This is a genomic window from Kitasatospora sp. NPDC058218, from assembly GCF_042882445.1.
Lineage (GTDB): Bacteria > Actinomycetota > Actinomycetes > Streptomycetales > Streptomycetaceae > Kitasatospora.
The window spans coordinates 1-20,324 of the sequence record NZ_JBHVWC010000010.1 but is presented as its reverse complement, the minus strand read 5'-3'; the positions used below and the strand labels follow the sequence as shown (position 1 = coordinate 20,324).

Here is a 20,324-nt window from a genome sequence, read left to right as displayed (position 1 = left end):
TCCGTCACTGATACAACTGTGCGAAGCCTCGCAGAATCTCCAGGCCGTCGCTGCGGAACTCCAGATGTGCCTGGGCCCCGTGGATCCGCCCGTCCTCGGAGCGGATGAACTCCACCGGGGCGTGCTCCGAGCGGCCGATGGAGCGGAAGCCCTCGGGCGCCTCCTGCAGGTAGAGGGTGTGACGGTGGAAGACCGTCACGGTCGGCTTCACATGGGTGAAGAGCGGCTCCTCCTTGTCGACCTGCACCTCGTAGCCGCCCACGCGCTGCGGCCCCTCGGCGAGCCGGCCGCCGGCCGCGACGGCGATGATCTGCATGCCGCCGCAGATCCCGAAGACCGGGACGTCGGCATTGGTCACGAGGTCGATGAGCGGCCGGTAGAAGTCGCTGTCATAGGCCCGCACCTTGGTACCGCTCAGGACGATCGCCTGGTAGCGGCCGCCGAGGTCGGCGGGTACCGCGTCGGCACGGACGACGTCCGTCTCCGATCCCAGTTCCTCGAAGCGGCCGCGGAGCTGCTTCAGCGACAGCGTTCCGTTGTTGACGACTAGCACACGGGATTTCGCCACGTGCCCTGCTCCTCACGCTCGTGTGATGACGGTTCCGGTGCGCTCGGCGATCAGGTCGGTCACGGGTGCGCTCCCGATGACGACGCGTTCCACTCCCCGGTCCAGGGCCTCCCCCGCGGCGCGCAACTTCTTGCGCATCCCGCCGGTGGCGCCCTTGTCCCGGAACTTGGCCGCGGCCTCCGCCGTGATCCGGCGCACCGGCTGATCGTCGATCAGCAGGTGCGCGACATCCGTGACCAGGACCAGCTGTTCGGCCCCGATGCCGCCCGCGACGGCGGCGGCGGCCCGGTCGCCGTCGGTGTTCACCTCGCGGCCGGCCGCGTCCCGCGCCAGCGGGGTGACCAGGTACGCGTGGCCCGGCCGGAGGTTCTTCAGCACCGTCGGGTCCACGCCGGTGATGGGACCGACGAGGTTCTCCAGCTCGACGAGCTGCTTCTCCTTCCACCACCAGCGCTCGCCCTCGCCCGCGGTCACCAGGCCGTCGCTGCCGAGCGCGCGCTCGGCGGTGATGCCGCGCTGCTCCAGACGTCGCAGGACGTCCTCGGCGAGCTCGGCGCTGACGGTCTTGATGTCCTCGATGACCTCGGGCGTCGTCCACCGGCTCTGGTTGCCGTACCGGTCGCGCAGGATCGCCGACGGCTCGTGGTAGCGGGGGCTGAGGTTCTTCAGCGGCTTGGACCAGCCGTGCACCAGGACCAGCGGGCGGTCCTGGCCGAACCGGGCCAGGTCGTCCCACCAGGAGCCGGCGAGGTCGTCGACCGTGCTGCCGCCGAGCTTGACGACGGTCGGGGTGTCGGTGGCGTTCGTCCCGGTCATGCCGGCATCACCGGCTGCATGGTCAGCCCCGTCTCCTCGGGCAGGCCGAAGCGCAGGTTGAGGACCTGGATGCCCTGGCCCGCCGCGCCCTTGACCATGTTGTCCAGCGCCGCCAGGACGACGATCCGGCCGCCCTCCTCGTCGTGCAGGACGGACACGTCGCAGTAGTTGGAGCCCAGGACGGCCTGCGGGTCGGGCACCGGGATCAGCGTCTCGTTGTGCCGGCGGACCCGCACGAACGGGCGCTGCTTGTAGAAGCGCAGGTAGGCGCGGTTCAGGGTGCGCGCGTCCACCTCGTCGTCGGTGAACACGTAGGAGCTGGCCATCAGCCCGCGCACGTGCGAGACGCCGTACGCCGACATGCTCAGCGAGTCGATGCCGCCCGGCTTGCTGCGCTCCAGGAAGTCCTTGACCTCCGCCGCGTGCCGGTGCCCGGCCGGCGCGTACGGCGCGATGGCGCCGTTGCGCAGCGGGTGCAGGTCCGCGGTCCGCAGGGACAGGCCGCCGCCGCTGGAGCCGGTCTTTCCGTCGACCACCACGGTCTTCAGGTCGAGGCCGAGGCCGATCACCAGCGGGGCGAGCCCGAGGGTGATCGCGGTGGCGAAGCAGCCCGGCAGCGAGATCAGCGCGGCGCCGGGCAGCTGGTCGCCGATCAGCTCCGGGACGCCGTAGACGAACCGGTCGGCCAGGCCGTCCGCCCGCCGCACGTCCGGGTACCACCGGTCGTGCAGCGCCGGCGTCTGGATCCGGAAGGCGCCGCTGAGGTCGATGACGCAGGGGACCTCGTCGGCCAGCCGCGCCGCCAGCTCCGCCGAGGCGGTGGCGGGCGTGGCGAGGAAGACGACGTCGCACCGGCCGGCGAGGTTCGTGCTGACCGGTTCGATGGTCAGCCCGAGGTCCAGCCGCAGGCCCGGGTGGAACTCGGCGGGGCGGCGCCCCGCGCTGGCGTTGCCGCCCAGGAAGGTGAGCTCCAGCTCGGGGTGCTGGATGACCAGTCTGATCAGTTCACCGCCGGCGAGCCCGGAGGCCCCGAAGATGCCGACCCGGATCATCCGATCTCCTCCCGTACGTAGCGGCCGATGGCCGTGGCGATGTCCACCCCGGTCGCCGAGGCCACCGCCCGGAAGGCCGGCGCGTGGTTGACCTCGTTGACGACGTAGCCGTTGGGCGTCGCGAAGAGGTCGATGCCGAAGATGCCCTCGCCGAGGACGTCCAGCACTCCGTCGACGATCTTCTGCACCTCGGGGTCGAGGTCGACGGCGCGGTTGCGGTTGCCCAGCGCGGCGTTGCTGCGCCAGTCCGTCCCCGCGCTGTGGAACTCCGCGATGGCGACCAGCTCGCGGCCGACCACGAAGCAGCGCAGCGAGGACCCGCCGGCCAGGTAGGGCTCGACCAGCGAGGCCTGCTCGAAGCCGTGCCCGAGGTCCTCGACGTAGTCGTAGACCGAGTGCGCGGTGTCCGCGTCCCGCAGCAGGGTGACCCGCTTGCCCATGCCGCCGAAGACCGGCTTCAGCACGACCGGCGGCGGCAGTTCGACCAGGGCCTTCTCGAAGTCCCGCCGGGACAGCACGAGACGGAAGTCGGGCACCGGCACGTCCGCGGCGCGCAGCTGGGCGCGCAGCGTCAGCTTGTTCTCGCAGGCCTGGATGGCCGAGACCGTGTTGAGGGTGGGGATCCGGGCCGCCTCCGCGACGGTGGCGATCAGGCCGCCCCGTGTGTAGCTGCGGCTGCGGACGAGCACGGCGGCGAAGCCACCGAGCGAGGCCGACTCCTGGTCGCCCAGGGCGAGGGACTCGTCGTTGACCCACTCGATGCGCAGGCCGAGGCCCGCGGCCGCGTCGATCAGCCGGCGCTCTTCCCAGCCGACCCGGTCGGCGACGATGGCGACAGTTCGTTCCATGGGGTTACTGGCCCCAATCGCGAAGCTGCACCTCGACCATCTGGAGGCTGAGCCGGCCCTCCACGACGTCCTCGACCCGCAGCGTCAACATGCACTCGGGGCAGGCGATGGTCTCGCCCTGTACCAACGGCGGGGTGGTCAGATCGGTCTCGCATTCGGGGCACAGGCCGGTCAACGTGCCAGCAGACATTGTCATCTCCGTAGTCGTTCTCGTGTGGATGTGGATCCGGGAAGGGAAGGTGGGGTCCGGGAGGTGCCCGGGCCCGGTCAGACGGACTGGAACTCGACGGCGGCCTTGCGGATCGCGTCACGGTCCAGCAGGTCGCGGTCGTCCTGCTCCTGACGGCCGGTCAGCCAGGCGGTGAAGGCATCGACGTCGACGGACTCGGCGAGTTCGTCGAGCGCCCACCTGACCAGCGGCGTGGTCAGCCGGGTGCGCACGCGCAGCTCGCGGGAGTTCCCTACGATCTCCGGGGCCAGCGTCTCGTAGGCCTCCGGGTGGGTCAGCTGGCCGGGCAGCTCGTAGGCGAAGGCGTGCGGGGCCGTGGGGCCGGACTGGAAGGCGTCGCCGAGCCGGGCGCCGCGCAGCGCGGCGTTGGTGAGCTCGGTGAGGTGGCTCAGGTCGAAACGGGTGTCGCCGTAGATCACCCGCAGCGAGGTGAGCAGTTCGGCGAGCGGGGCGTTGCCGCCGCGCTCACCGATGCCGCCGGCCGTCGCGGAGATCCACTTCGCCCCCGCCCGGTAGGCGGCCAGCGAGTTGGCGACCGCCATGCCCAGCATGTTGTGCGAGTGGATCTCGATCTCGGAGCCGTCGATCGCGGTGATGCTGCGGATCTGCTCCTCCATCTGCCACGGCGACAGGTAGGCGACGGTCTCCGCGAGCCGGAACCGGTCGGCGCCGGCCTCGAAGCCCGCCTCGACGTAGGGGACGAGCCGCTCCTTCGGCGTGCGGGCCCCGTCCTCGCCGCTGAAGGTGACGTGGAAGCCGCGCTCCTTGGCCGCCACGATGGCCGCCCGGGCCACCGCGATCAGGTACTTGGTGCTGGCCGAGCTCAGCTTGAGGGCCGCGTGCTGCTCGGACGTCGGGATCGAGAACATCACGGACCGAACGCCCAGCCGCTTGGCCTCGTCCAGTGCCTTGACCACCTGCTGGCGGTCGCGCACCACGACCAGGCTCAGCGAGCGCTCCGGGCCCACCGCCTCGTGGGTGGCGAGGATGAGGTCCGCGTCCTTGGACGACGGGCCGGAGATCATCCCGACCTCGACCAGCTCGACTCCCGTGCGGACCAGGAGGTCGGCGATGTGGGCGGCGTCCTTGGGGCCGAACTCGACGCCGGCCATGTGCGCGGAGTCCCGCAAGGTCGCGTCGGACAGATGGGGCAGCCCCTGCGGGGGCACGTCTTCCTTCAGGTGCTCTGCTGGTGCCATGTGCGTTCCCTCCTTTTCCCGAGCCGGGTTCCCATTCGCGCTGACCTCGGCTCCGGCCTGAATTCTCGCGATGCGGCATGTACGAATGAAGCAGGGCCGAAAGAGCGACGATGCGCAGTGCGCTCGACAAATATGGTGGGCGATCTCGCTGTGAAGGGACAACACCGTCAATGTCAGGAGCTTGTCAAGGACTGTGATGGAACGTCATGGACAGTGAGCTGTGCGGACTTCTCGTCGGCATGCCGACAATTTTGTGGACACGCCTCCGAGCGGGCCTGTATCGCTGAATAGGCGCGCGAAATCCGCGCCGAGCGGCGGGAGGCCGGGGGCATCCCCGGCGAGCTGTTCGAGCGCTCCCCGACGGTGTGCCGCCCCGTACCGCCGCACCCCCGCGATCCGAGAACGGAGCCATGGAAAACGTGAGAAGAGACCGGTCGAACCGTGCGAACGCACCCCGCAGCGCCGGGGGAAGCGACCTCTTACCGATCTGAGCACGGCCCGTAGAAAGGAGAGAACTTCCGATGGTTGTTCCACAGGAACTCAAGCCTGCCGCCCAGGGGGCCGGTGACCCGTCGTCGGCCGCCGCGGCCCGCGAGCTGGCCGAGCGCGTCGCACGGCCGAGCGCCGCCGAGCGCGACCGTGACCACCGCTGGGACCCGGCCCTGTTCGCCGAACTGGCCGGCGCCCGACCCGGCCCCGGCCTCGCCGGGCCGCTGGTACCGCGCGCCCTCGGCGGCGGCGGCCTCAGCGCCACCCAGACCTGTGCCCTCCTCGAAGGCCTGGGCGAAGGAGCCCGCGACCCGGGCCTCGCCCTCGCCGTCGGCGTCCACGCGGTGCTCGCCACGGTGCCGCTGCGCGCCTTCGGCAGCCCCCGCCAGCGCGAGCGCTACCTGCCCCTGATGGCCTCCGGCGACTGGATCGGCGCCGTGTCCCTGCGCCAGACCCAGGGCGCCGCCCTCGCCCCGACCGTCACGGCCCGGCCCGGCACGCCGGGGCTGGGCGGCTGGGTGCTCACGGGCGACCTGGACCTCGTCGCCGGCGGTCCGGTGGCCCACCACTTCCTGGTCGTCGCCACGCACGACGGCGGCGGCCGGACGGCCTTCGTCCTGGACCGCTCCACGCCCGGGCTGCTGATCACCGAGTCGGCGCCCGCCGCGATGCGCACCTGCACCTGGGGGCGGCTGGTCCTGGACGGCTGCCACGTCCCGGACGACGCGGTGCTGGGCACCGTCGGCGGCGCCGAGACCGAGGTGGAGCCGCTGCTGGCGTCACTGGACTGGGTCTTCTCCAGCGCACCCTGGCTCGGCGTCATGCGGGCCCTGGTCCGGGACGCCGTCGACGGTGCGGGCGAGCGCCAGGTCTTCGGCCGGCCCCTCGTGCACGCCCAGTCCGTCCGGTTCACCCTGGCGGACCTCGCCACCCGCTGCGAACTGGCCGCCGGCCTGCTGTACCGGGCGGCCGGACAGTTCGACTCCGGCGGCCGGCCCACCCGCCAGGACGCCGCCACCGCCCGGCTCTTCGTGGCGGCCGCCGCACGGGCGGTCGCCGAGGGGGCCGCGCGCCTGTCCGGCCCGGCCGCCCTGACCAGCGACCACCTGATCGCGCGGGCGCACCGCGACGCACTGTTCTTCGCCGAGACCGGCGGCGGCACCGAGGTGCTGCGTCCGGTGATCGCCGCGTCCCTGCTCGGGCTCGGCTGACGTGAGGACTGATACCGACATGACCGACACACCGCACGGCACCGTCCTCAGCTTCCCGGGCACCGCCTCCCGGGCCGCCGAAACCGACGCGGAGGGCCGGATGCCTTCGCCGAACTGGACGGAGATCATCGACAGCGGCTACCTGCGGCTGTTCCACCCGCCGGCGTCGGGCGGCACCGGTGCCGACGGCCTCACCCAGCTGGCGGCCATGGAGGCACTGGCCCGGGCCTGTGCCGGCAGCTACTGGACCGCCACCGTGTCCGGCCTGCTCTGCGGCAAGCTGATCTCCCGCTACAGCCGGCCGAGCGAGCACGACCGGCTGCTGAAGCCGCTGATCTCCGGTGAGAAGCTGGCCTGCTTCGCCATCGTGGAGCCGCCCGCGGGCAGCGACGCCGGCACCTACAGCACCACCGTGCGGCCCGCCGGTGCCCCGGGCGAGGGGTTCCTCATCAGCGGCGAGAAGGCCAAGATCACCAACGCGCCCGACGCCGACCTGGCCGTGACGCTCGCCCGCCGGCAGAAGGCCCCCGGGGACGAGGGCCACGACTGGTGCCTCGCTTTCGTCGACCTGAACCAGCCCGGCGTCCGCCGCTACGAAACGCCGCGGATGGGGCTGCGCGGCATGCCCTGGGGCGGCATCGTCTTCACCGAGGCCGTGGTCGCCGAGGCCGACGTGGTACCCGTGCCCTTCGGCGAACTGGCGGGCGAACTGGCCGAGTTGATGGCCTGGGGGTGGCTGCTGATCTCGGTCTCGGCCATCGCCATCGCCGAGTCCGCACTGGACGCGTCGGTCCGGTACGCGGGCGAGCGGGTCTCCTTCGGCCGGCCCCTGGGGCACATGGAGGGCGTGCAGACCCAGCTCGCCGAGTCCCGCGCCCAGATCGACGCCGCCCGGGTGCTGGCCCGCAAGGCGGTGACCGAACTCGCCGCCGGCCGGTCGGCCCGGGAGGCGATCGCCATGCTCAAGATCTACGCGACCGAGATGGCCGTCGAGGTCGCCGCCCGCGCCGTACAGATCCACGGCGCGGCCGGCGTCACCCGGGGACACGAGGTGGAGCGCCTCTACCGGGACGCGCAGATGAACGTCATCGGCGGGTTCACCTCCAACCGGCTGCGTGAGACGGTCGCCGAGAGCCTGGGCCTGGGCCCGGCGGTCTACCAGCCCTTCGACTGGGTGGCACCGGCCGGTCTGGGCACCGACCCGGCGGGCTTCGACGGCCTCACGCAGTCCGCCGGGGTCGTTCCCGCGTAGTTCGGAATTCGGCACCCCGCGTGTTCTTCCGGCCCGGTCCCGGGCCGGGCCGGAAGAACCACGGGAATACCGGAACCGGCCGGCCGGTCGAATTCCGACTCGATCGGAATATGTCACGCCGAGTTCATCCTCCGGAGCACCGCACGTGAATTATCCTCGCCCCGCCGCCGACGGCGCGACGCGGATCGGCGGCCCGTCCCGGGATTTCCCGGCACTCCCCGGAAGGGGCGTCAGCGGTGGGTGAACTCCGCCGGGCGCTTCTCGGCGAAGGCGGCCATGCCCTCCTTCTGGTCCGCGGTGGCGAACGTCGCGTGGAACAGCCGGCGTTCGAAGCGGACGCCTTCGGCCAGGGTGGTCTCGAAGGCGCGGTCGACGCTCTCCTTCATCATGATCGCGGCCGGGGCGGACATCTCGGCGACCTTCTCGGCGGTGGCCAGTGCCTCGGTGAGCAGCTCCTCGGCCGGGACGATCCGGGAGACCAGGCCCGCGCGCTCGGCCTCCTCGGCTCCCATCATCCGGCCGGTCAGACAGAGGTCCATGGCCTTGGCCTTGCCGACGGCGCGGGTCAGCCGCTGCGAGCCGCCGATCCCGGGGATGACACCGAGCTTGATCTCCGGCTGCCCGAACTTCGCCGTGTCGGCGGCCAGCAGGATGTCGCAGAGCATCGCCAACTCGCAGCCCCCGCCCAGGGCGTAGCCCGCGACCGCGGCGATCACCGGCTTGCGCACCCGGCCCAGGTCGTCCCAGGCCGCGAACCAGTCGCCGAGGTAGGCGTCGGTGAAGGTGAGCGCCCGCATCTCCTTGATGTCGGCGCCGGCCGCGAAGGCCTTCTCCGAGCCGGTGATCACCAGAGCGCCGATCCCCGGATCCCGGTCGAAGGCGGTGGCGGCCGCGACGACCTCGTTCATCAGCTGCGCGTTGAGCGCGTTCAGCGCCTTCGGCCGGTCGAGCCTGATCAGCCCGACCCGCCCCTTGCGCTCGACCAGGATCGTCTCGTACGCGGTCACTTGCCGCCCTCCCTGATGGTCGTGATGATCGCCGAGAAGTCCAGGCCGGCGCCGTCGGCGGCGGCGAAGTCCGCGTACAACTGCGCGGCTCTCACGCCGAGTTCGACCGGCAGGCCGGCGGCCTCGACCGCTCCGGCGGCCAGGCCGAGGTCCTTGGCCATCAGCGCGGCGGCGAAGCCGGCCCGGTAGTCGCGGTTGGCGGGGCTGGCCGGCACCGGGCCGGGGACGGGGCAGTTGCTGGTCAGCGCCCAGCACTGGCCGGAGGCAGTGGAGGCGACGTCGAACAGCGCCTGGTGGCTGAGCCCGAGACTCTCGCCGAGGACGAACGCCTCGCTGACGGCGATCATCGAGATGCCGAGGATCATGTTGTTGCAGATCTTCGCGGCCTGGCCGGCACCCGACGGGCCGCAGTGCACGATCCGGGCGCCCATCGCCTCCAGCACCGGCCCGGCGGCGGCGAACTCCGCCTCCCCCGCGCCCGCCATGAAGGTGAGCGTCCCGGCGGTCGCACCCGGCACACCGCCGGAGACCGGCGCGTCGACCGCCCGGTGTCCGGCCCGCACCGCGAGGTCGTGCGCGGCCCGGGCGTCCGCGACGTCGATGGTGGAGCAGTCGACGAAGAGCGTGCCCGGACGGGCCGCGGGCAGCAGGTCGGCGTAGGCCGCCAGCACGTGGCGGCCGGCCGGCAGCATGGTGATCACCACGTCCGCGTCGCGCACGGCGTCGGCCGCCGACTCCGCCGGGCCGACCCCGGCCGTCCGCGCCTGCCGGAGCACCTCCGGGACGAGGTCGTAGCCGGTCACGCGGTGGCCGGCCTCGACGAGTTTGGCGGCCATCGGGCCGCCCATGTTGCCGAGTCCGAGGAATCCGATGCTCTGGGTCACCAGCGCTCCAGGGGTGTGGTGGTGGAGAGGCCGAGTTCCCGCTCACCGAGCGGGGCGAAGTAGCGGGCCACGACCGCGGGCTCGACGGCCTCCAGCGTGGCCGGGTTCCAGCGCGGCGTGCGGTCCTTGTCGATCACCTGCGCCCGGATGCCCTCGGCGAGGTCGGGCGTGGCGAGCGCGGCGCAGGAGGTCCGGTACTCCTGGTCCAGCACCGCCTCCAGCGGGCCGAGGGCGCGGGCCCGGCGCAGGGCGGCGAGCGTCGCCTTGACGGCGGCCGGCGCGTTGGCGGTGATCCGGTCGGCCGCCTTCTTCGCCTCGGGTTCGCCGCTGTCGCCGAGCCGGTCGACGATCTCCTCGACGGTGCCGGCCGCGTAGCAGGCGTCGATCCAGCGGCGCTGCCGGTCCAGCGGGGCGGGCGGCGCGGGTGCGACGTGCCGGGCCAGCGCGTCGTGGACGGGCAGTGCGGCGAGGTCGTCGAGCAGTGCGGGCAGCCGCTCACCGGGCACGAAGTGGTCGGCCAGCCCGCAGAGCAGGGCGTCGCCGGCGCCCACCGAGCCCGCGGTCAGGGCGAGGTGGGTGCCCAGCTCGCCGGGTGCCAGGGCGAGCAGGTAGGTGCCCCCGACGTCGGGGACGAACCCGATGCCGGCCTCCGGCATCGCCAGCCTGGTGGTCCCGGTGACGATCCGGACGCTGCCGTGGGCGGAGACACCGACCCCGCCGCCCATCACGATGCCGTTCATGACGGCGACGTAGGGCTTGTCGTACCGCGCGATGCGGGCGTTCAGCCGGTACTCGTCGCGCCAGAACTCCTCGACCGCGCTCGGATCCCCACCGGTGGCGGCGCGGTGGATGGCGACGATGTCACCGCCCGCGCAGAAGGCGCGTTCCCCGGCCCCGGTGATGACGACGGTCTCCACCCGGTCGTCCCGCTCCCACTCCTCCAGCGCGGCGGTGATCCGCCGCACCATGTCGTGGGTGAGGGCGTTCAGCGCGGCGGGCCGGTCGAGGACGATCAGGCCCGCCCGGCCCTCCCGCCGGACGAGGACCTCGTCGGTGCCGGCGTCGGCCGCCACACGCCCGGCCGCTGCGTTGTCGGCCGCTGCGTTGCCGGTCATCAGGCGGCTCCGGTCAGGCCGCGGGCGACGATGACGCGCATGATCTCGTTGGTCCCTTCCAGGATCTGGTGCACCCGCAGGTCGCGGACGATCTTCTCGATGCCGTACTCGGCCAGGTAGCCGTAGCCGCCGTGGAGTTGGAGGGCGGCGTTGGCGACGTCGAAGCCGGTGTCGGTGGCGTACCGCTTGGCCATCGCGCACAGCTCCGGCGCCCGCGGGTCGCCGCCGTCCAGCGCGGCGGCGGCGCGCCAGAGCAGCGACCGGGCCGCCTCCAACTCCGTTGCCATGTCGGCCAGTCGGAACTGGAGCGCCTGGGCGTGCAGGAGCCTGGCACCGAACGCCTCGCGCTCGGCCAGGTAGCCGGTGGCCCGCTCCAGCGCGTCCTGGGCACCGCCGAGCGAGCAGGCGGCGATGCCCAGCCGGCCGCCGTTGAGCCCGTTCATCGCGATCCGGAAGCCCTCGCCCTCGGCCCCGAGGAGCCGGTCGGCGGGCAGCCGGACGCCGTCCAGGACGACCTGGCGGGTGGGCTGGGCGTTCCAGCCCATCTTGCGCTCGTTCGGGCCGAAGGAGAGCCCGGGGTCGTCCCGTTCGACGACGAACGCGGAGATCCCGCGCGGCCCCTCGCCCCCGGTCCGGGCCATCACCACGTACAGCCGGGAGGCGCCGGCGCCGGAGATGAACTGCTTGACGCCGTCCAGCACCCAGCCGTCGCCGTCACGGACGGCGCGGGTGGCGAGGGCGGCGGCGTCCGAGCCCGCCCCGGGCTCGGTCAGGCAGTAGCTGGCCGGGCTCTCCATCGCGCACAGCCCGGGCAGCCAGCGGGAGCGCTGGGCGGGCGTGCCGTAGCGGTCGACCATCCAGGCGACCATGTTGTGGATGGAGAGGTAGGCCGCGATCGAGGGGCAGCCGGTGGCGAGCGCTTCGAAGACCAGCACGCCGTCCTCCCGGGTGAGCCCCGAACCGCCCGCGCCCTCGCGGACGTAGACGCCGCCGAGTCCGATCCCGGCCGCCTTGCGCAGCACGTCCAGCGGGAAGTGCTTGTCCCGGTCCCACTCGACCGCGTACGGCGCCAGGTGCTCGCGCGCGAAGTCCCGGGTGGTCCCGGCGATGGCCTGCTGGTCCTCCGTCAGGGTGTGCACGGCGGCCTCAGCCCATCGTCGGGATGGTGAAGCTCGCGCCCTCCTTGACCCCGGAGGGCCAGCGCGAGGTGACGGTCTTGGTCCTGGTGTAGAAGCGGACCGAGTCCGGACCGTGCTGGTTGAGGTCGCCGAAGCCGGAGCGCTTCCAGCCGCCGAAGGTGTGGTACGCGACGGGGACCGGGATCGGCACGTTGACGCCGATCATGCCGGTGTTCACCCGGCGGGTGAAGTCCCGGGCGGTGTCGCCGTCCCGGGTGAAGATCGCCACGCCGTTGCCGAACTCGTGCTCGCTCGGCAGCCGCAGCGCCTCCTCGTAGTCCGCCGCGCGGACCACGCACAGGACCGGCCCGAAGATCTCCTCCCGGTAGATCCGCATCCCGGGGGTGACGCGGTCGAACAGCGTGGCCCCCAGGAAGTAGCCGTCCTCGTACCCCGGCACGGTCAGGCCGCGGCCGTCGACGACCAGTTCGGCGCCCTCCTCGACGCCCAGGTCCAGGAAGCCGCGGACCCGGTCCAGGGCGTCCTGGCTGACGAGCGGCCCGAACTCGGCCTCGGGGTCGTGCGAGGCACCGACCTTCAGTGCGGCGATCCGCTCGGTGAGCTTGGCGACCAGCGCGTCGGCGGTCTCCTCCCCCACCGGCACCGCGACGGAGATGGCCATGCACCGCTCGCCGGCGGAGCCGTACCCGGCGCCGATCAGCGCGTCGGCGGCCTGGTCGAGGTCGGCGTCCGGCATCACGATCATGTGGTTCTTGGCGCCGCCGAAGCACTGCGCGCGCTTGCCCCGCGCGGCCGCCGTGGCGTAGACGTACTCGGCGATCGGCGTCGACCCGACGAACCCCAGCGCCTGCACGCGCGGATCGTCGAGCAGCGTGTCCACCGCCTCCTTGCCGCCGTTGACGACGTTCAGCACCCCCGGCGGCAGGCCCGCCTCGACGAACAGCTCGGCGAGGCGCAGCGGCACCGACGGGTCGCGCTCGGAGGGCTTGAGCACGAAGGCGTTTCCGCAGGCGATGGCGGGCGCCGCCTTCCACAGCGGGATCATCGCGGGGAAGTTGAACGGGGTGATGCCCGCGACCACGCCGAGCGGCTGGCGCAGCGAGTACACGTCGATGCCGGTGCCGGCGCTGTCGGTGAAGTCGCCCTTGAGCAGGTGCGGGATGCCGGCGGCGAACTCGACCACCTCCAGCCCGCGTTGGAGGTCGCCGTGGGCATCGGCGACGGTCTTGCCGTGTTCGGCGGAGAGCAGCCGGGCGAGCGGCTCGCGCTCGGCCTCGACCAGCTGGAGGAAGCGCAGCAGCACCCGGGCCCGCCGCTGCGGGTTCCAGGCGGCCCACTCGACCTGGGCCTGTTCGGCGTCGGCGACGGCCGCCTCGGTCTCGGCCCGGCTCGCGAGCGGGACGCGCGCCTGGACCGTACCGGTGTTGGGGTCGTACACGTCGCCGAACACCCCGGAGGTGCCGACGACGTGCTTTCCGCCGATGTAGTGGGTGAGTTCACGGATCATCACAAGCCTGCTCTCGTCAGGACGTCAGGTGGATCCGAGGGAACTGGGGCACGGCAGGGACGCCGTGGGCCCGGTGCGAGCTTGGCTCGGCGCGGGCGCACACGGGTACTGCCGGGCGCGGCACACCGTCAGGGTGACGGGCACACCGCGGCCGTCGCAGGATCACCAGGGTCGGGAAGAACGCAGACCGGTGCCATGCGTGTTTGCTCCATCCTCGTGGACAACACGGAACACCCGCAGTCGGTATCCTGACTCCCGGATCACCGCGCGCCGCCCGGCCTTCCCGGCTGGCTGCCAGTGGCTGGTACTGCGGCGACGCACTCCCCGGTCACAGTGGCGGGACCGTGCCGGATTCACACCGGCTTCCCTGCACTGCGGGCCTTGTTCACGACCATATAGTCGGACGTCCTAGTAAGTCCAGGGTGCCACCCCTGATCGCCGTGATGCGATGATCAACTCCCTTGACCAGGGTCAAGTTTGACGCAACATCACGTATTGGTTTGGTAACGACGAAAGCGTATGGCGCCGGACCGTCCCGGGCAGGTACATGCTGTGGGCATGCATGCGCGAGGCCTCCGCGGCACCCTGCCGACGCGTCCCCGCCGGCACACGGGGACGTTGTTGTCGCACGAGAGCCGCCGATGATCAGATGAGCACATTCGACATGTGGACCTGTTCCGTCTGCGGCACGGCCTGCTCGCCGTCCACCGCCCGCTGCCCCGGCTGCGGAGCCGGCCCGGGTGCCACCGGCCCGGGCCCGGTGGCACCGCCCGGACCGATCCTGCCGGGGCCCGCGAAGACGGCACCGCCGATGGCACCCACGTTCGCGCCGATGCCCCCGGCCACCGGCGCGGTCGCGACGCCCGCCACATCGAGCAGTTGGACGACGACGCCCCACCCCGGGCCGCACCAGCCGGCCGCACCCCTGGCGACGGACGCCACCCGCTACCTGTGCGCGGCCGTTCAACTGGAGGGCGACCTGGCCGGCCGGGCCATCGAGTCCGTCCTCAAGGAGCCGCACCGCGCCGTCGCCTCCTCACCCGGTGTCGACCTGGTCTGCGTCCTGCGCTACGCCCTCGCCGCACGCGCCCGCCAGACCACCGCCCAGGTGCTGCTCGCCCTGACCGCGGTCGCCCTGGTGGCCGCCTTCGCCTACCAGCCCCTCTCCGACCCCGCGACCTCCGTCATCCCGCTCCCGCTGCCGCCCCTCGCCCTCCCGCTGCTCGCCGTGGCCTGGGGCGTCGTGCTGGTCGAACGGCTGATCACGTTCTACGGCGTCCTGCGGCCCAAGTTGCGCCGGGGCGCCTTCGACCCCGCCCAGGCACCGCGCGCCCGGCCGCAGGACGAGACACTGCTGAGCCGGCTGGCGGCGGAGGACCAGCGGGGGAACGTCTCGGTCTTCGCCGGCTACGAGCCGTTCCTCGGCTACGGGAGGCAGCTCAACAGCTGGAACTTCACCGTCGCCGTGGACCGGCCCGGAGAGCCGTTCGACCACGTGGTCCCGTTCACCCTCAAGACGCTGGACACCGAGGTCATGACGGCGGTCACCGGCCTCGGGCTGCCCGGCGTCGAGGTCTCCGAACGCGTCTTCGTCAACGGCGCGGACCTGGCGCAGGACCTGGACCAGGCCCTGCGCCCGCTCCTCCTCCCCCGGCCCGAGGGCAGGCCGCAGATCGCCCTGGACCCGGCCGTGCTCGACCGCCTGCGCGCGGACGGCTCCGGTCGGGCCCGGCCGTACCTGGTGACCACGGTCGCGGGCTGGAACAGCGAGCTGGTGGCCACCACCACGGTCCGCTTCTCGCTGAGCCCCGCGCGGGACCAGCTGTTCGTCGAGGGCGCCACCTCGCTGCTCCCCCCGCTCCACCGCCGCTACCACCAGGTCGACCACCTGCTCGACCGCCCCACCTGGTGGCAGCTGCTCGCCCTGCTGCGCTCCTCGGCCGGCGCCGTGCCGCTGCGGCTGCCGGCCGCCCCCTTCAAGCTGCTCGCCCTGGTGACCGGCCAGTTGGCCGACCGCCGCAAGGAACGCGACCAGTTGCGGCAGATCGCCCTCGGCGCCTTCAACTACGGCGCGGCGCTGAGCCTGCGGGAGACGGCGAGCGACCCGCAGTTCCACCGGTACTTCCAGCAGATCGACAGCCAGATGTACTCCAAGATCGTCGAACGTCGCGTCCTGGACACCCTCACCGACTTCCTGGCGGACCACCAGGTGGACGTCTCCGAGCTCCGGGAACGCCAGAGCGTGATCTACAACGGCGGCGTGTTCACGTCCGGCAACGCCACCGTCAACTTCGTCAACTCCGCGGTGGCCGCCGGAGCCGCCAGCAGGATCATGACCCGGGCCGGCCGCGCGCCGGCCGGCGGCAGGAGGGAGGGCCGATGAACGAGGACCGACGCATCACCGGCGGATTCCACGTCAGCGGCAACGCCAACGTGACCATCACCGGTTCGGGGGTGGCCGCCGGCGAGAACTCGTCGGCCACCGTCCACACCTCCTCGCCGCCGGTGGACGAGGAGGCGCTGGCCCGACGGGTGCTCGCGCTGGCCGAGCAGCTGCGGCAGAGCCCCGACCCGGCCACCGCCCGGACGGCGGAGGACCTCCGGCAGGCGGTGACCGCACCCGCGCGGCGCTGGGAGCAGGTGCTGGCCTACCTGTCCCGGGCCGGGCAGGGCCTGGCCGCCACCACGGCGGTGGCCACCGAGATCCAGGGCCTGGACGACGCGGTCAGGGCGCTCCTGCCCTAGGAACGCCGCGCCGGGGAACGGGGCCCGGCCGCCGGCGAGCGACGTCGCAGGTCGCGCGGACGTCGCACGGACGTCGCACGGACAACGGAAACACGCGTCAGGGACGCGAACTGAAGGGGGATGCACATGGCCGAGACCAGGGGTGTTCTGCTGCCCGCCTACGTACTGGCCGACGAGTCGGCCTCGATGGGTCCCTACCTGCAGGAACTGTCGGACGGCCTGATCTCGCTCTGCGAGGGGCTGCGGGCCGAGCCCATGATCGCCGCCAAGCTGCGGCTGGCCGTCCTCGGCTTCTCCGACGACGTGCAGGTCCGGCTCGCCGTCGCCGACATGCGCACCGAGACCAGCCTGCCCCAGGTGGTCATCCGGGGCACGACCAGGTACCGGGCGGTCTTCGACGACCTGCTCCAGCGCATCCCCACCGATGTGCAGTGGCTGCGCGGCCAGGGGTACAAGGTGCACCGCCCGGTGGTGTTCTTCCTCAGCGACGGCCAGCCGACCGACGGCGAGGTCTGGCGGCACCCGCACACCGTCCTGACCGACCGGGTCCGCACCCCCACCTCGCCGAACATCATCGCCTGCGGGATCGGCGACGCCCAGGCCCGCACCATGCTGGAGGTCGCGACCCGGCCGGAGTTCGCCTTCGTCGCCAAGACGGGCACGGACATCGGCCGGGCCATCGCCGAGTTCTTCCACTCGCTCACCGCGAGCCTGGTCGCCTCGGGCCACGCGCTGAACTCCGCCAGTCCGCAGCTCGTCGTCAACCGGCCCGACCAGTTCACCATGGCCATCGACGAGGTGGGCCTGTGAATCCGTACGGCCTCGACGGCGGTCCGCCCTTGCCGCCGCCGTTGCCGCCGCCGGCCCCGCCGCTCGCCCCCGGCCCGGGGCCCGCGCCCTGGGGGCGGATCGCGGTCGGTGCGCCCGGTGTCGAGTTCGAGTCGCGCCCGCCCGGCGAGGACGCCTTCGACGTGCCCGACACCGAGTGCGACGGCTGGTCCACCCCGGGCCTCACCCTGCGGCTCGCCTCGGTCCGGGGTGCCCAGCACCGCTACTACCGCAAGCCGCGCCAGGACGCCGCCCGCGCCGTGGCGCACGAGTCCACCGGTACCGTCGTGTTCGCCGTCGCCGACGGCGTCTCCAGTGCCACGGTCGCCGAGCTCGGCGCGGCCGCGGCCTGCCGGGCCGCGCTGGAGCGGATAATGCTCCAACTCTCCTGGAGCACCGCGGCCCTGGACCTCCAGGACGTCGCCCGGCACGCCGCCGAACGACTGCACCGGCTGGCCCGCGGACGGCTGAACAGTGCCGAGCCGAGCCCCTCCGAGGTCGCGGGCCTGTACGCGACCACGCTGGTGACCGGCGTGGTCCGCCCCCACCCCGACGGACCGGTCGTCCAACTGTGCCGGGTCGGGGACTCCGGGGCCTGGCTGCTGGACCGCCCGCACGGTCGGTACCGCCCGCTCTTCCCCTCGAAGACCGGCTCGGACACCCTGCTGGTCTCCAACGAGGTGACCCCACTACCCAGCGTGCCCGAGCGACTCGAACAGGCCACCGCACGGCTGACGCCCGGTCTCGCACTGCTGGTCGGCACCGACGGCTTCGGCGACCCGCTCGGCGACGGCGACGGCCAGGTCGGCGCCCTCTTCGCCCGCCACCTCGCCCAACCACCGCCCCCGCTCTGGCTCGCGCACGTCCTGGACTTCTCCCGGGAGACCTTCGACGACGACCGGACGCTGCTGGCCGTCTGGCCCCGCGACCCGGCGGCGCGGCCATGACCACCCCGGAACGCACCGTCGACCACGCCACCCTCGTCCTGGACCGCCTGCTCGGGCAGGGCGGCCAGGGCGTGGTCCACCGGGTGGCCAACCGGAGGATCAACGAGGCCGACGGCGACGGCTGGGAGGTCGTCTACAAGGAGTACACCCCGGCCCTGCTGCCGCTTCTCGACGCCCGCACCCTGGCCACCATGGTGGGCCTGCTCGCCGAACTCAGCGGGAGCGAGGGCAGGTGGCTCTGCGAGAAGACCGCCTGGCCCGCCGCCGTCGTCCGGCGCGAGGGCCGCACCAGCGGCTTCCTGATGCGGGCCGCTCCCGACCGCTTCCACTTCGACTTCCGCAGCCTGAGCAGCACGGCCACGGCCACCCGCCGGCTCGCGAACCTGGAGTTCCTGCTCAACGACGACGTGTACGTGGCCGGCATCGGCCTGACCGTCAGCGAGCGGGACCGGCTGCTCCTGCTGGCCGACCTGGCCACCACGCTCGGCCGGCTGCACCGCATCGGCATCACCGTCGGCGACCTGTCCCCGAAGAACCTGCTGTTCACCACGGCCGACGGCCGGCCCGAGTGCTTCCTCATCGACTGCGACGCCGTGCGCCTGCGGGGCGCCAGCGTCCTGCCGCAGGCCGAGACGCCGGACTGGCAGCTCCCGGCGGGCGAGGAGAAGGCCACCTCGGCCGGCGACGTCCACAAGCTGGCGCTGCTGGCGATCCGCCTGTTCGCCCGTGACCAGACCACCACCGACCCCGCCGCCCTGACCGCGGTGAGTCCGGCGCTGGGCGACCTGGCCCGCGCGAGCCTCGATCCGGACCCGACCCGGCGGCCGAGCCCGGCGCTGTGGGCGGAACGCCTCGGGGCGGCCGCCGTGGCGGCGTCGACCGCGCCCGCCACCGGGTCCGGCGGCCCGGCAGCCTCGGGCGGGGCGGGCGCGGCCGGTCCGGTCGGTCCCGCGCCGAGCTCGCCCGGCGGGCCCACGCCCACCCCGAAGTCCCCGGTGGCCTCCGGCATCGGCGTGCTCCTCCTCCTCGCCGCCGTCGTCGTCGCGTACGCGTTCGTCCAGTCCCGCCACGACTCGAACTCGGCGTCGGACCCGACGCCATATCCAGCCGTGTCCACCTACACCCCGTACACCCCGGCCCCGCTCCCCAAGCCCCCGAAGATCACCCCGGTGGACCCGCCCTACACACCACCGCCCCCGCCCCAACCCGCGCCCTCGGACATCGCCTTCGGCCACGTCGACACCGGCGACTGCCTGAGCAACTACAACGACACCGTCTCGGGCTGGGAGCCGACCACTCCGGACGTGACGAGCTGCGCCGGCGCCGAGGCGGTCTACCGCGTGATGTCGATCAAGCGCTCCGGAACCTGCGACTCGTACGACAGGGGCTGGTACCACGACAACCGCGACGGCACCGAGACCAACCTCTGCATGAACCGCAACTTCGTCGCCGGCCAGTGCATGTTCGCCGAGGCCGAGGGCAAGCAGCTCTTCGTCTACTTCAACACCGTCGTCCCCTGCAGGGTCGGCATCCCCGACAAGTACGAGTACATGGTCCAGATCTCCAAGGTGTACCCCCACGGCGCACCCGCCGACGCCTGCGGCAACGACCGGCAGTGGAAGACGGACAGCGGCCTCGTCTTTTGCGGCGATGCCCGGTGGAAGCGCAAGGACGTACCCGACCTCTAGCCCCCGGACGCGATGACCAGCGGTGGCCGTCCCCGACGTCAGAGGCTGAGGGGTTCATCGGTCGCCGGGAGTAGGTCCCTCGCCTCATGCGCGCTTCGAACCCGCTGACTAAGGTCGGCACTCATGCAGAGCACGGAAATTGTTCGCCGCCAGCCGGCGGAGCGTAGGCGCGACACCCTGGAACGGCTCGATACCGAGCGGGATGTATGGGTGTCGACAGCGCATCCCGATCGCGGGCCGCATCAGGTGCCGCTGTGGTTCTTCTGGGACGGGCGAGCAGTGTGGATGTGCACCAGTGCCACCTCCGTGACCGCGCGGAACGCCCGCGAGGAGCCGCGCGTGCGCCTGGCGCTGCCCGACACCTTCGACGTGGTGCTTCTCCAGGGTGAGGCGGAATGCTTCCCGGACCAGGATGTGCCCGAAGACGCAGCGGAGGCGTTCGCCGCCAAGTTCGGGTGGGACCCGCGTGCGGAGGCGGGTTCCTTTCTGTATGTGTGCGTGGTGCCGAAGAGCGTGCACGCCTGGCGCGGTGTATCGGAACTTCGCGACCGACTCATCATGCGCGACGGGGCGTGGCTGGAATAGCGGCCGTCCCTGACCGACGCCTCTCTCCCCGCCGGAAGATTCACGATCCGCAGCTGAAGTGCCACGCGTGACGACAAAGCGTCGGCACAACGCAAAGAACCCCCCGATCCGGATGGATCGGGGGGTTCTTCACAATGATTGTTCGGCGGCGTCCTACTCTCCCACAGGGTCCCCCCTGCAGTACCATCGGCGCTGTGAGGCTTAGCTTCCGGGTT

The 20,324-nt window shown here is 72.4% G+C and carries 19 protein-coding genes, 1 rRNA gene and 1 riboswitch; of the genes, 8 read left to right on the top strand and 12 right to left on the bottom strand.

Annotation, left to right across the window (positions count from 1 at the left end; genetic code table 11):
* Nucleotides 1–4: 4 nt before the first annotated feature.
* The 6 genes from ACFVYI_RS08450 to ACFVYI_RS08425 all read right to left on the bottom strand — a co-directional run bounded on the left by ACFVYI_RS08450 (nucleotide 5) and on the right by ACFVYI_RS08425 (nucleotide 4,712).
* The gene (locus tag ACFVYI_RS08450; RefSeq protein ID WP_387882370.1) at nucleotides 5–568 is read right to left on the bottom strand and encodes a type 1 glutamine amidotransferase; all 564 of its coding nucleotides are present in this window, start codon (nucleotides 566–568) and stop codon (nucleotides 5–7) included.
* 12 nt (nucleotides 569–580) lie between these two features.
* Nucleotides 581–1,384, bottom strand: coding sequence for an acetylglutamate kinase (locus ACFVYI_RS08445; RefSeq protein WP_387882369.1), 804 nt, complete (start codon nucleotides 1,382–1,384; stop codon nucleotides 581–583).
* A complete protein-coding gene (gene argC / locus ACFVYI_RS08440) occupies nucleotides 1,381–2,436 on the bottom strand; it encodes an N-acetyl-gamma-glutamyl-phosphate reductase (protein ID WP_387882368.1) in 1,056 nt (351 codons plus the stop codon). The genes ACFVYI_RS08445 and argC overlap by 4 nt, the downstream gene beginning before the upstream one ends.
* Nucleotides 2,433–3,284, bottom strand: coding sequence for a RimK family alpha-L-glutamate ligase (locus ACFVYI_RS08435; RefSeq protein WP_387882367.1), 852 nt, complete (start codon nucleotides 3,282–3,284; stop codon nucleotides 2,433–2,435). The genes argC and ACFVYI_RS08435 overlap by 4 nt, the downstream gene beginning before the upstream one ends.
* A 4-nt stretch (nucleotides 3,285–3,288) precedes the next feature.
* Nucleotides 3,289–3,480, bottom strand: coding sequence for a lysine biosynthesis protein LysW (locus tag ACFVYI_RS08430; RefSeq protein WP_360636571.1), 192 nt, complete (start codon nucleotides 3,478–3,480; stop codon nucleotides 3,289–3,291).
* Between the two features lie 71 nt (nucleotides 3,481–3,551).
* Nucleotides 3,552–4,712 carry an isopropylmalate synthase gene (locus ACFVYI_RS08425; RefSeq protein WP_387882366.1) on the bottom strand — a complete coding sequence of 387 codons (1,161 nt, stop codon included), beginning with the start codon at nucleotides 4,710–4,712 and terminating at the stop codon, nucleotides 3,552–3,554.
* A gap of 521 nt (nucleotides 4,713–5,233) precedes the next feature.
* Here ACFVYI_RS08425 and ACFVYI_RS08420 point away from each other — a divergent pair.
* Nucleotides 5,234–6,412: an acyl-CoA dehydrogenase family protein gene (locus ACFVYI_RS08420; protein WP_387882365.1), complete on the top strand. Its 1,179-nt coding sequence runs from the start codon at nucleotides 5,234–5,236 to the stop codon at nucleotides 6,410–6,412.
* Between the two features lie 19 nt (nucleotides 6,413–6,431).
* Complete coding sequence (locus ACFVYI_RS08415; protein WP_387882364.1) at nucleotides 6,432–7,664, top strand: acyl-CoA dehydrogenase family protein; 1,233 nt, start codon at nucleotides 6,432–6,434, stop codon at nucleotides 7,662–7,664.
* Nucleotides 7,665–7,894: 230 nt separating this feature from the next.
* Here the strand turns inward: ACFVYI_RS08415 and ACFVYI_RS08410 are convergent, their stop codons facing one another.
* From ACFVYI_RS08410 to ACFVYI_RS08390, 5 genes are read right to left on the bottom strand one after another with little or no spacing between them, the layout of a single operon-like run.
* Complete coding sequence (locus ACFVYI_RS08410) at nucleotides 7,895–8,671, bottom strand: enoyl-CoA hydratase (RefSeq protein ID WP_387882363.1); 777 nt, start codon at nucleotides 8,669–8,671, stop codon at nucleotides 7,895–7,897.
* Nucleotides 8,668–9,555 carry a 3-hydroxyisobutyrate dehydrogenase gene (gene mmsB, locus ACFVYI_RS08405; protein ID WP_387882362.1) on the bottom strand — a complete coding sequence of 296 codons (888 nt, stop codon included), beginning with the start codon at nucleotides 9,553–9,555 and terminating at the stop codon, nucleotides 8,668–8,670. The genes ACFVYI_RS08410 and mmsB overlap by 4 nt, the downstream gene beginning before the upstream one ends.
* The gene (locus ACFVYI_RS08400; RefSeq protein ID WP_387882361.1) at nucleotides 9,552–10,670 is read right to left on the bottom strand and encodes an enoyl-CoA hydratase/isomerase family protein; all 1,119 of its coding nucleotides are present in this window, start codon (nucleotides 10,668–10,670) and stop codon (nucleotides 9,552–9,554) included. The genes mmsB and ACFVYI_RS08400 overlap by 4 nt, the downstream gene beginning before the upstream one ends.
* Nucleotides 10,670–11,809: an acyl-CoA dehydrogenase family protein gene (locus ACFVYI_RS08395; protein WP_387882360.1), complete on the bottom strand. Its 1,140-nt coding sequence runs from the start codon at nucleotides 11,807–11,809 to the stop codon at nucleotides 10,670–10,672. The genes ACFVYI_RS08400 and ACFVYI_RS08395 overlap by 1 nt, the downstream gene beginning before the upstream one ends.
* Before the next feature lie 7 nt (nucleotides 11,810–11,816).
* Nucleotides 11,817–13,316 (bottom strand): CoA-acylating methylmalonate-semialdehyde dehydrogenase, encoded by a 1,500-nt coding sequence (locus tag ACFVYI_RS08390; protein ID WP_387882359.1) that lies wholly within the window; start codon nucleotides 13,314–13,316, stop codon nucleotides 11,817–11,819.
* Nucleotides 13,317–13,536: 220 nt separating this feature from the next.
* Nucleotides 13,537–13,708, bottom strand: a riboswitch (cobalamin riboswitch).
* A gap of 257 nt (nucleotides 13,709–13,965) precedes the next feature.
* Between ACFVYI_RS08390 and ACFVYI_RS08385 the strand changes: the two genes are divergently transcribed.
* The 6 genes from ACFVYI_RS08385 to ACFVYI_RS08360 all read left to right on the top strand — a co-directional run bounded on the left by ACFVYI_RS08385 (nucleotide 13,966) and on the right by ACFVYI_RS08360 (nucleotide 20,109).
* Nucleotides 13,966–15,699, top strand: coding sequence for a hypothetical protein (locus ACFVYI_RS08385; RefSeq protein ID WP_387882358.1), 1,734 nt, complete (start codon nucleotides 13,966–13,968; stop codon nucleotides 15,697–15,699).
* Complete coding sequence (locus tag ACFVYI_RS08380) at nucleotides 15,696–16,061, top strand: hypothetical protein (protein WP_387882357.1); 366 nt, start codon at nucleotides 15,696–15,698, stop codon at nucleotides 16,059–16,061. Before ACFVYI_RS08385 ends, ACFVYI_RS08380 begins: the two co-directional genes overlap by 4 nt.
* Nucleotides 16,062–16,187: 126 nt before the next feature.
* The gene (locus ACFVYI_RS08375; protein ID WP_387882356.1) at nucleotides 16,188–16,871 is read left to right on the top strand and encodes a VWA domain-containing protein; all 684 of its coding nucleotides are present in this window, start codon (nucleotides 16,188–16,190) and stop codon (nucleotides 16,869–16,871) included.
* Nucleotides 16,868–17,836, top strand: coding sequence for a protein phosphatase 2C domain-containing protein (locus tag ACFVYI_RS08370; protein WP_387882355.1), 969 nt, complete (start codon nucleotides 16,868–16,870; stop codon nucleotides 17,834–17,836). Before ACFVYI_RS08375 ends, ACFVYI_RS08370 begins: the two co-directional genes overlap by 4 nt.
* Nucleotides 17,833–19,524 (top strand): hypothetical protein, encoded by a 1,692-nt coding sequence (locus tag ACFVYI_RS08365; RefSeq protein WP_387882354.1) that lies wholly within the window; start codon nucleotides 17,833–17,835, stop codon nucleotides 19,522–19,524. Before ACFVYI_RS08370 ends, ACFVYI_RS08365 begins: the two co-directional genes overlap by 4 nt.
* 123 nt (nucleotides 19,525–19,647) lie before the next feature.
* A complete protein-coding gene (locus ACFVYI_RS08360) occupies nucleotides 19,648–20,109 on the top strand; it encodes a pyridoxamine 5'-phosphate oxidase family protein (protein WP_387882353.1) in 462 nt (153 codons plus the stop codon).
* Nucleotides 20,110–20,249: 140 nt separating this feature from the next.
* Here ACFVYI_RS08360 and rrf read toward each other — a convergent pair.
* Nucleotides 20,250–20,324, bottom strand: a 5S ribosomal RNA gene (rrf, locus tag ACFVYI_RS08355); the annotation flags it as partial.

Coding starts and splice junctions, on each gene's coding strand:
- ACFVYI_RS08445 (WP_387882369.1), bottom strand. CDS start 1,384: ATGACCGGGACGAACGCCACCGACACCCCGACCGTCGTCAAGCTCGGC.
- argC (WP_387882368.1), bottom strand. CDS start 2,436: ATGATCCGGGTCGGCATCTTCGGGGCCTCCGGGCTCGCCGGCGGTGAA.
- ACFVYI_RS08435 (WP_387882367.1), bottom strand. CDS start 3,284: ATGGAACGAACTGTCGCCATCGTCGCCGACCGGGTCGGCTGGGAAGAG.
- ACFVYI_RS08430 (WP_360636571.1), bottom strand. CDS start 3,480: ATGACAATGTCTGCTGGCACGTTGACCGGCCTGTGCCCCGAATGCGAG.
- ACFVYI_RS08425 (WP_387882366.1), bottom strand. CDS start 4,712: ATGGCACCAGCAGAGCACCTGAAGGAAGACGTGCCCCCGCAGGGGCTG.
- ACFVYI_RS08420 (WP_387882365.1), top strand. CDS start 5,234: ATGGTTGTTCCACAGGAACTCAAGCCTGCCGCCCAGGGGGCCGGTGAC.
- ACFVYI_RS08415 (WP_387882364.1), top strand. CDS start 6,432: ATGACCGACACACCGCACGGCACCGTCCTCAGCTTCCCGGGCACCGCC.
- ACFVYI_RS08400 (WP_387882361.1), bottom strand. CDS start 10,670: ATGACCGGCAACGCAGCGGCCGACAACGCAGCGGCCGGGCGTGTGGCG.
- ACFVYI_RS08390 (WP_387882359.1), bottom strand. CDS start 13,316: ATGATCCGTGAACTCACCCACTACATCGGCGGAAAGCACGTCGTCGGC.
- ACFVYI_RS08385 (WP_387882358.1), top strand. CDS start 13,966: ATGAGCACATTCGACATGTGGACCTGTTCCGTCTGCGGCACGGCCTGC.
- ACFVYI_RS08380 (WP_387882357.1), top strand. CDS start 15,696: ATGAACGAGGACCGACGCATCACCGGCGGATTCCACGTCAGCGGCAAC.
- ACFVYI_RS08375 (WP_387882356.1), top strand. CDS start 16,188: ATGGCCGAGACCAGGGGTGTTCTGCTGCCCGCCTACGTACTGGCCGAC.
- ACFVYI_RS08365 (WP_387882354.1), top strand. CDS start 17,833: ATGACCACCCCGGAACGCACCGTCGACCACGCCACCCTCGTCCTGGAC.
- ACFVYI_RS08360 (WP_387882353.1), top strand. CDS start 19,648: ATGCAGAGCACGGAAATTGTTCGCCGCCAGCCGGCGGAGCGTAGGCGC.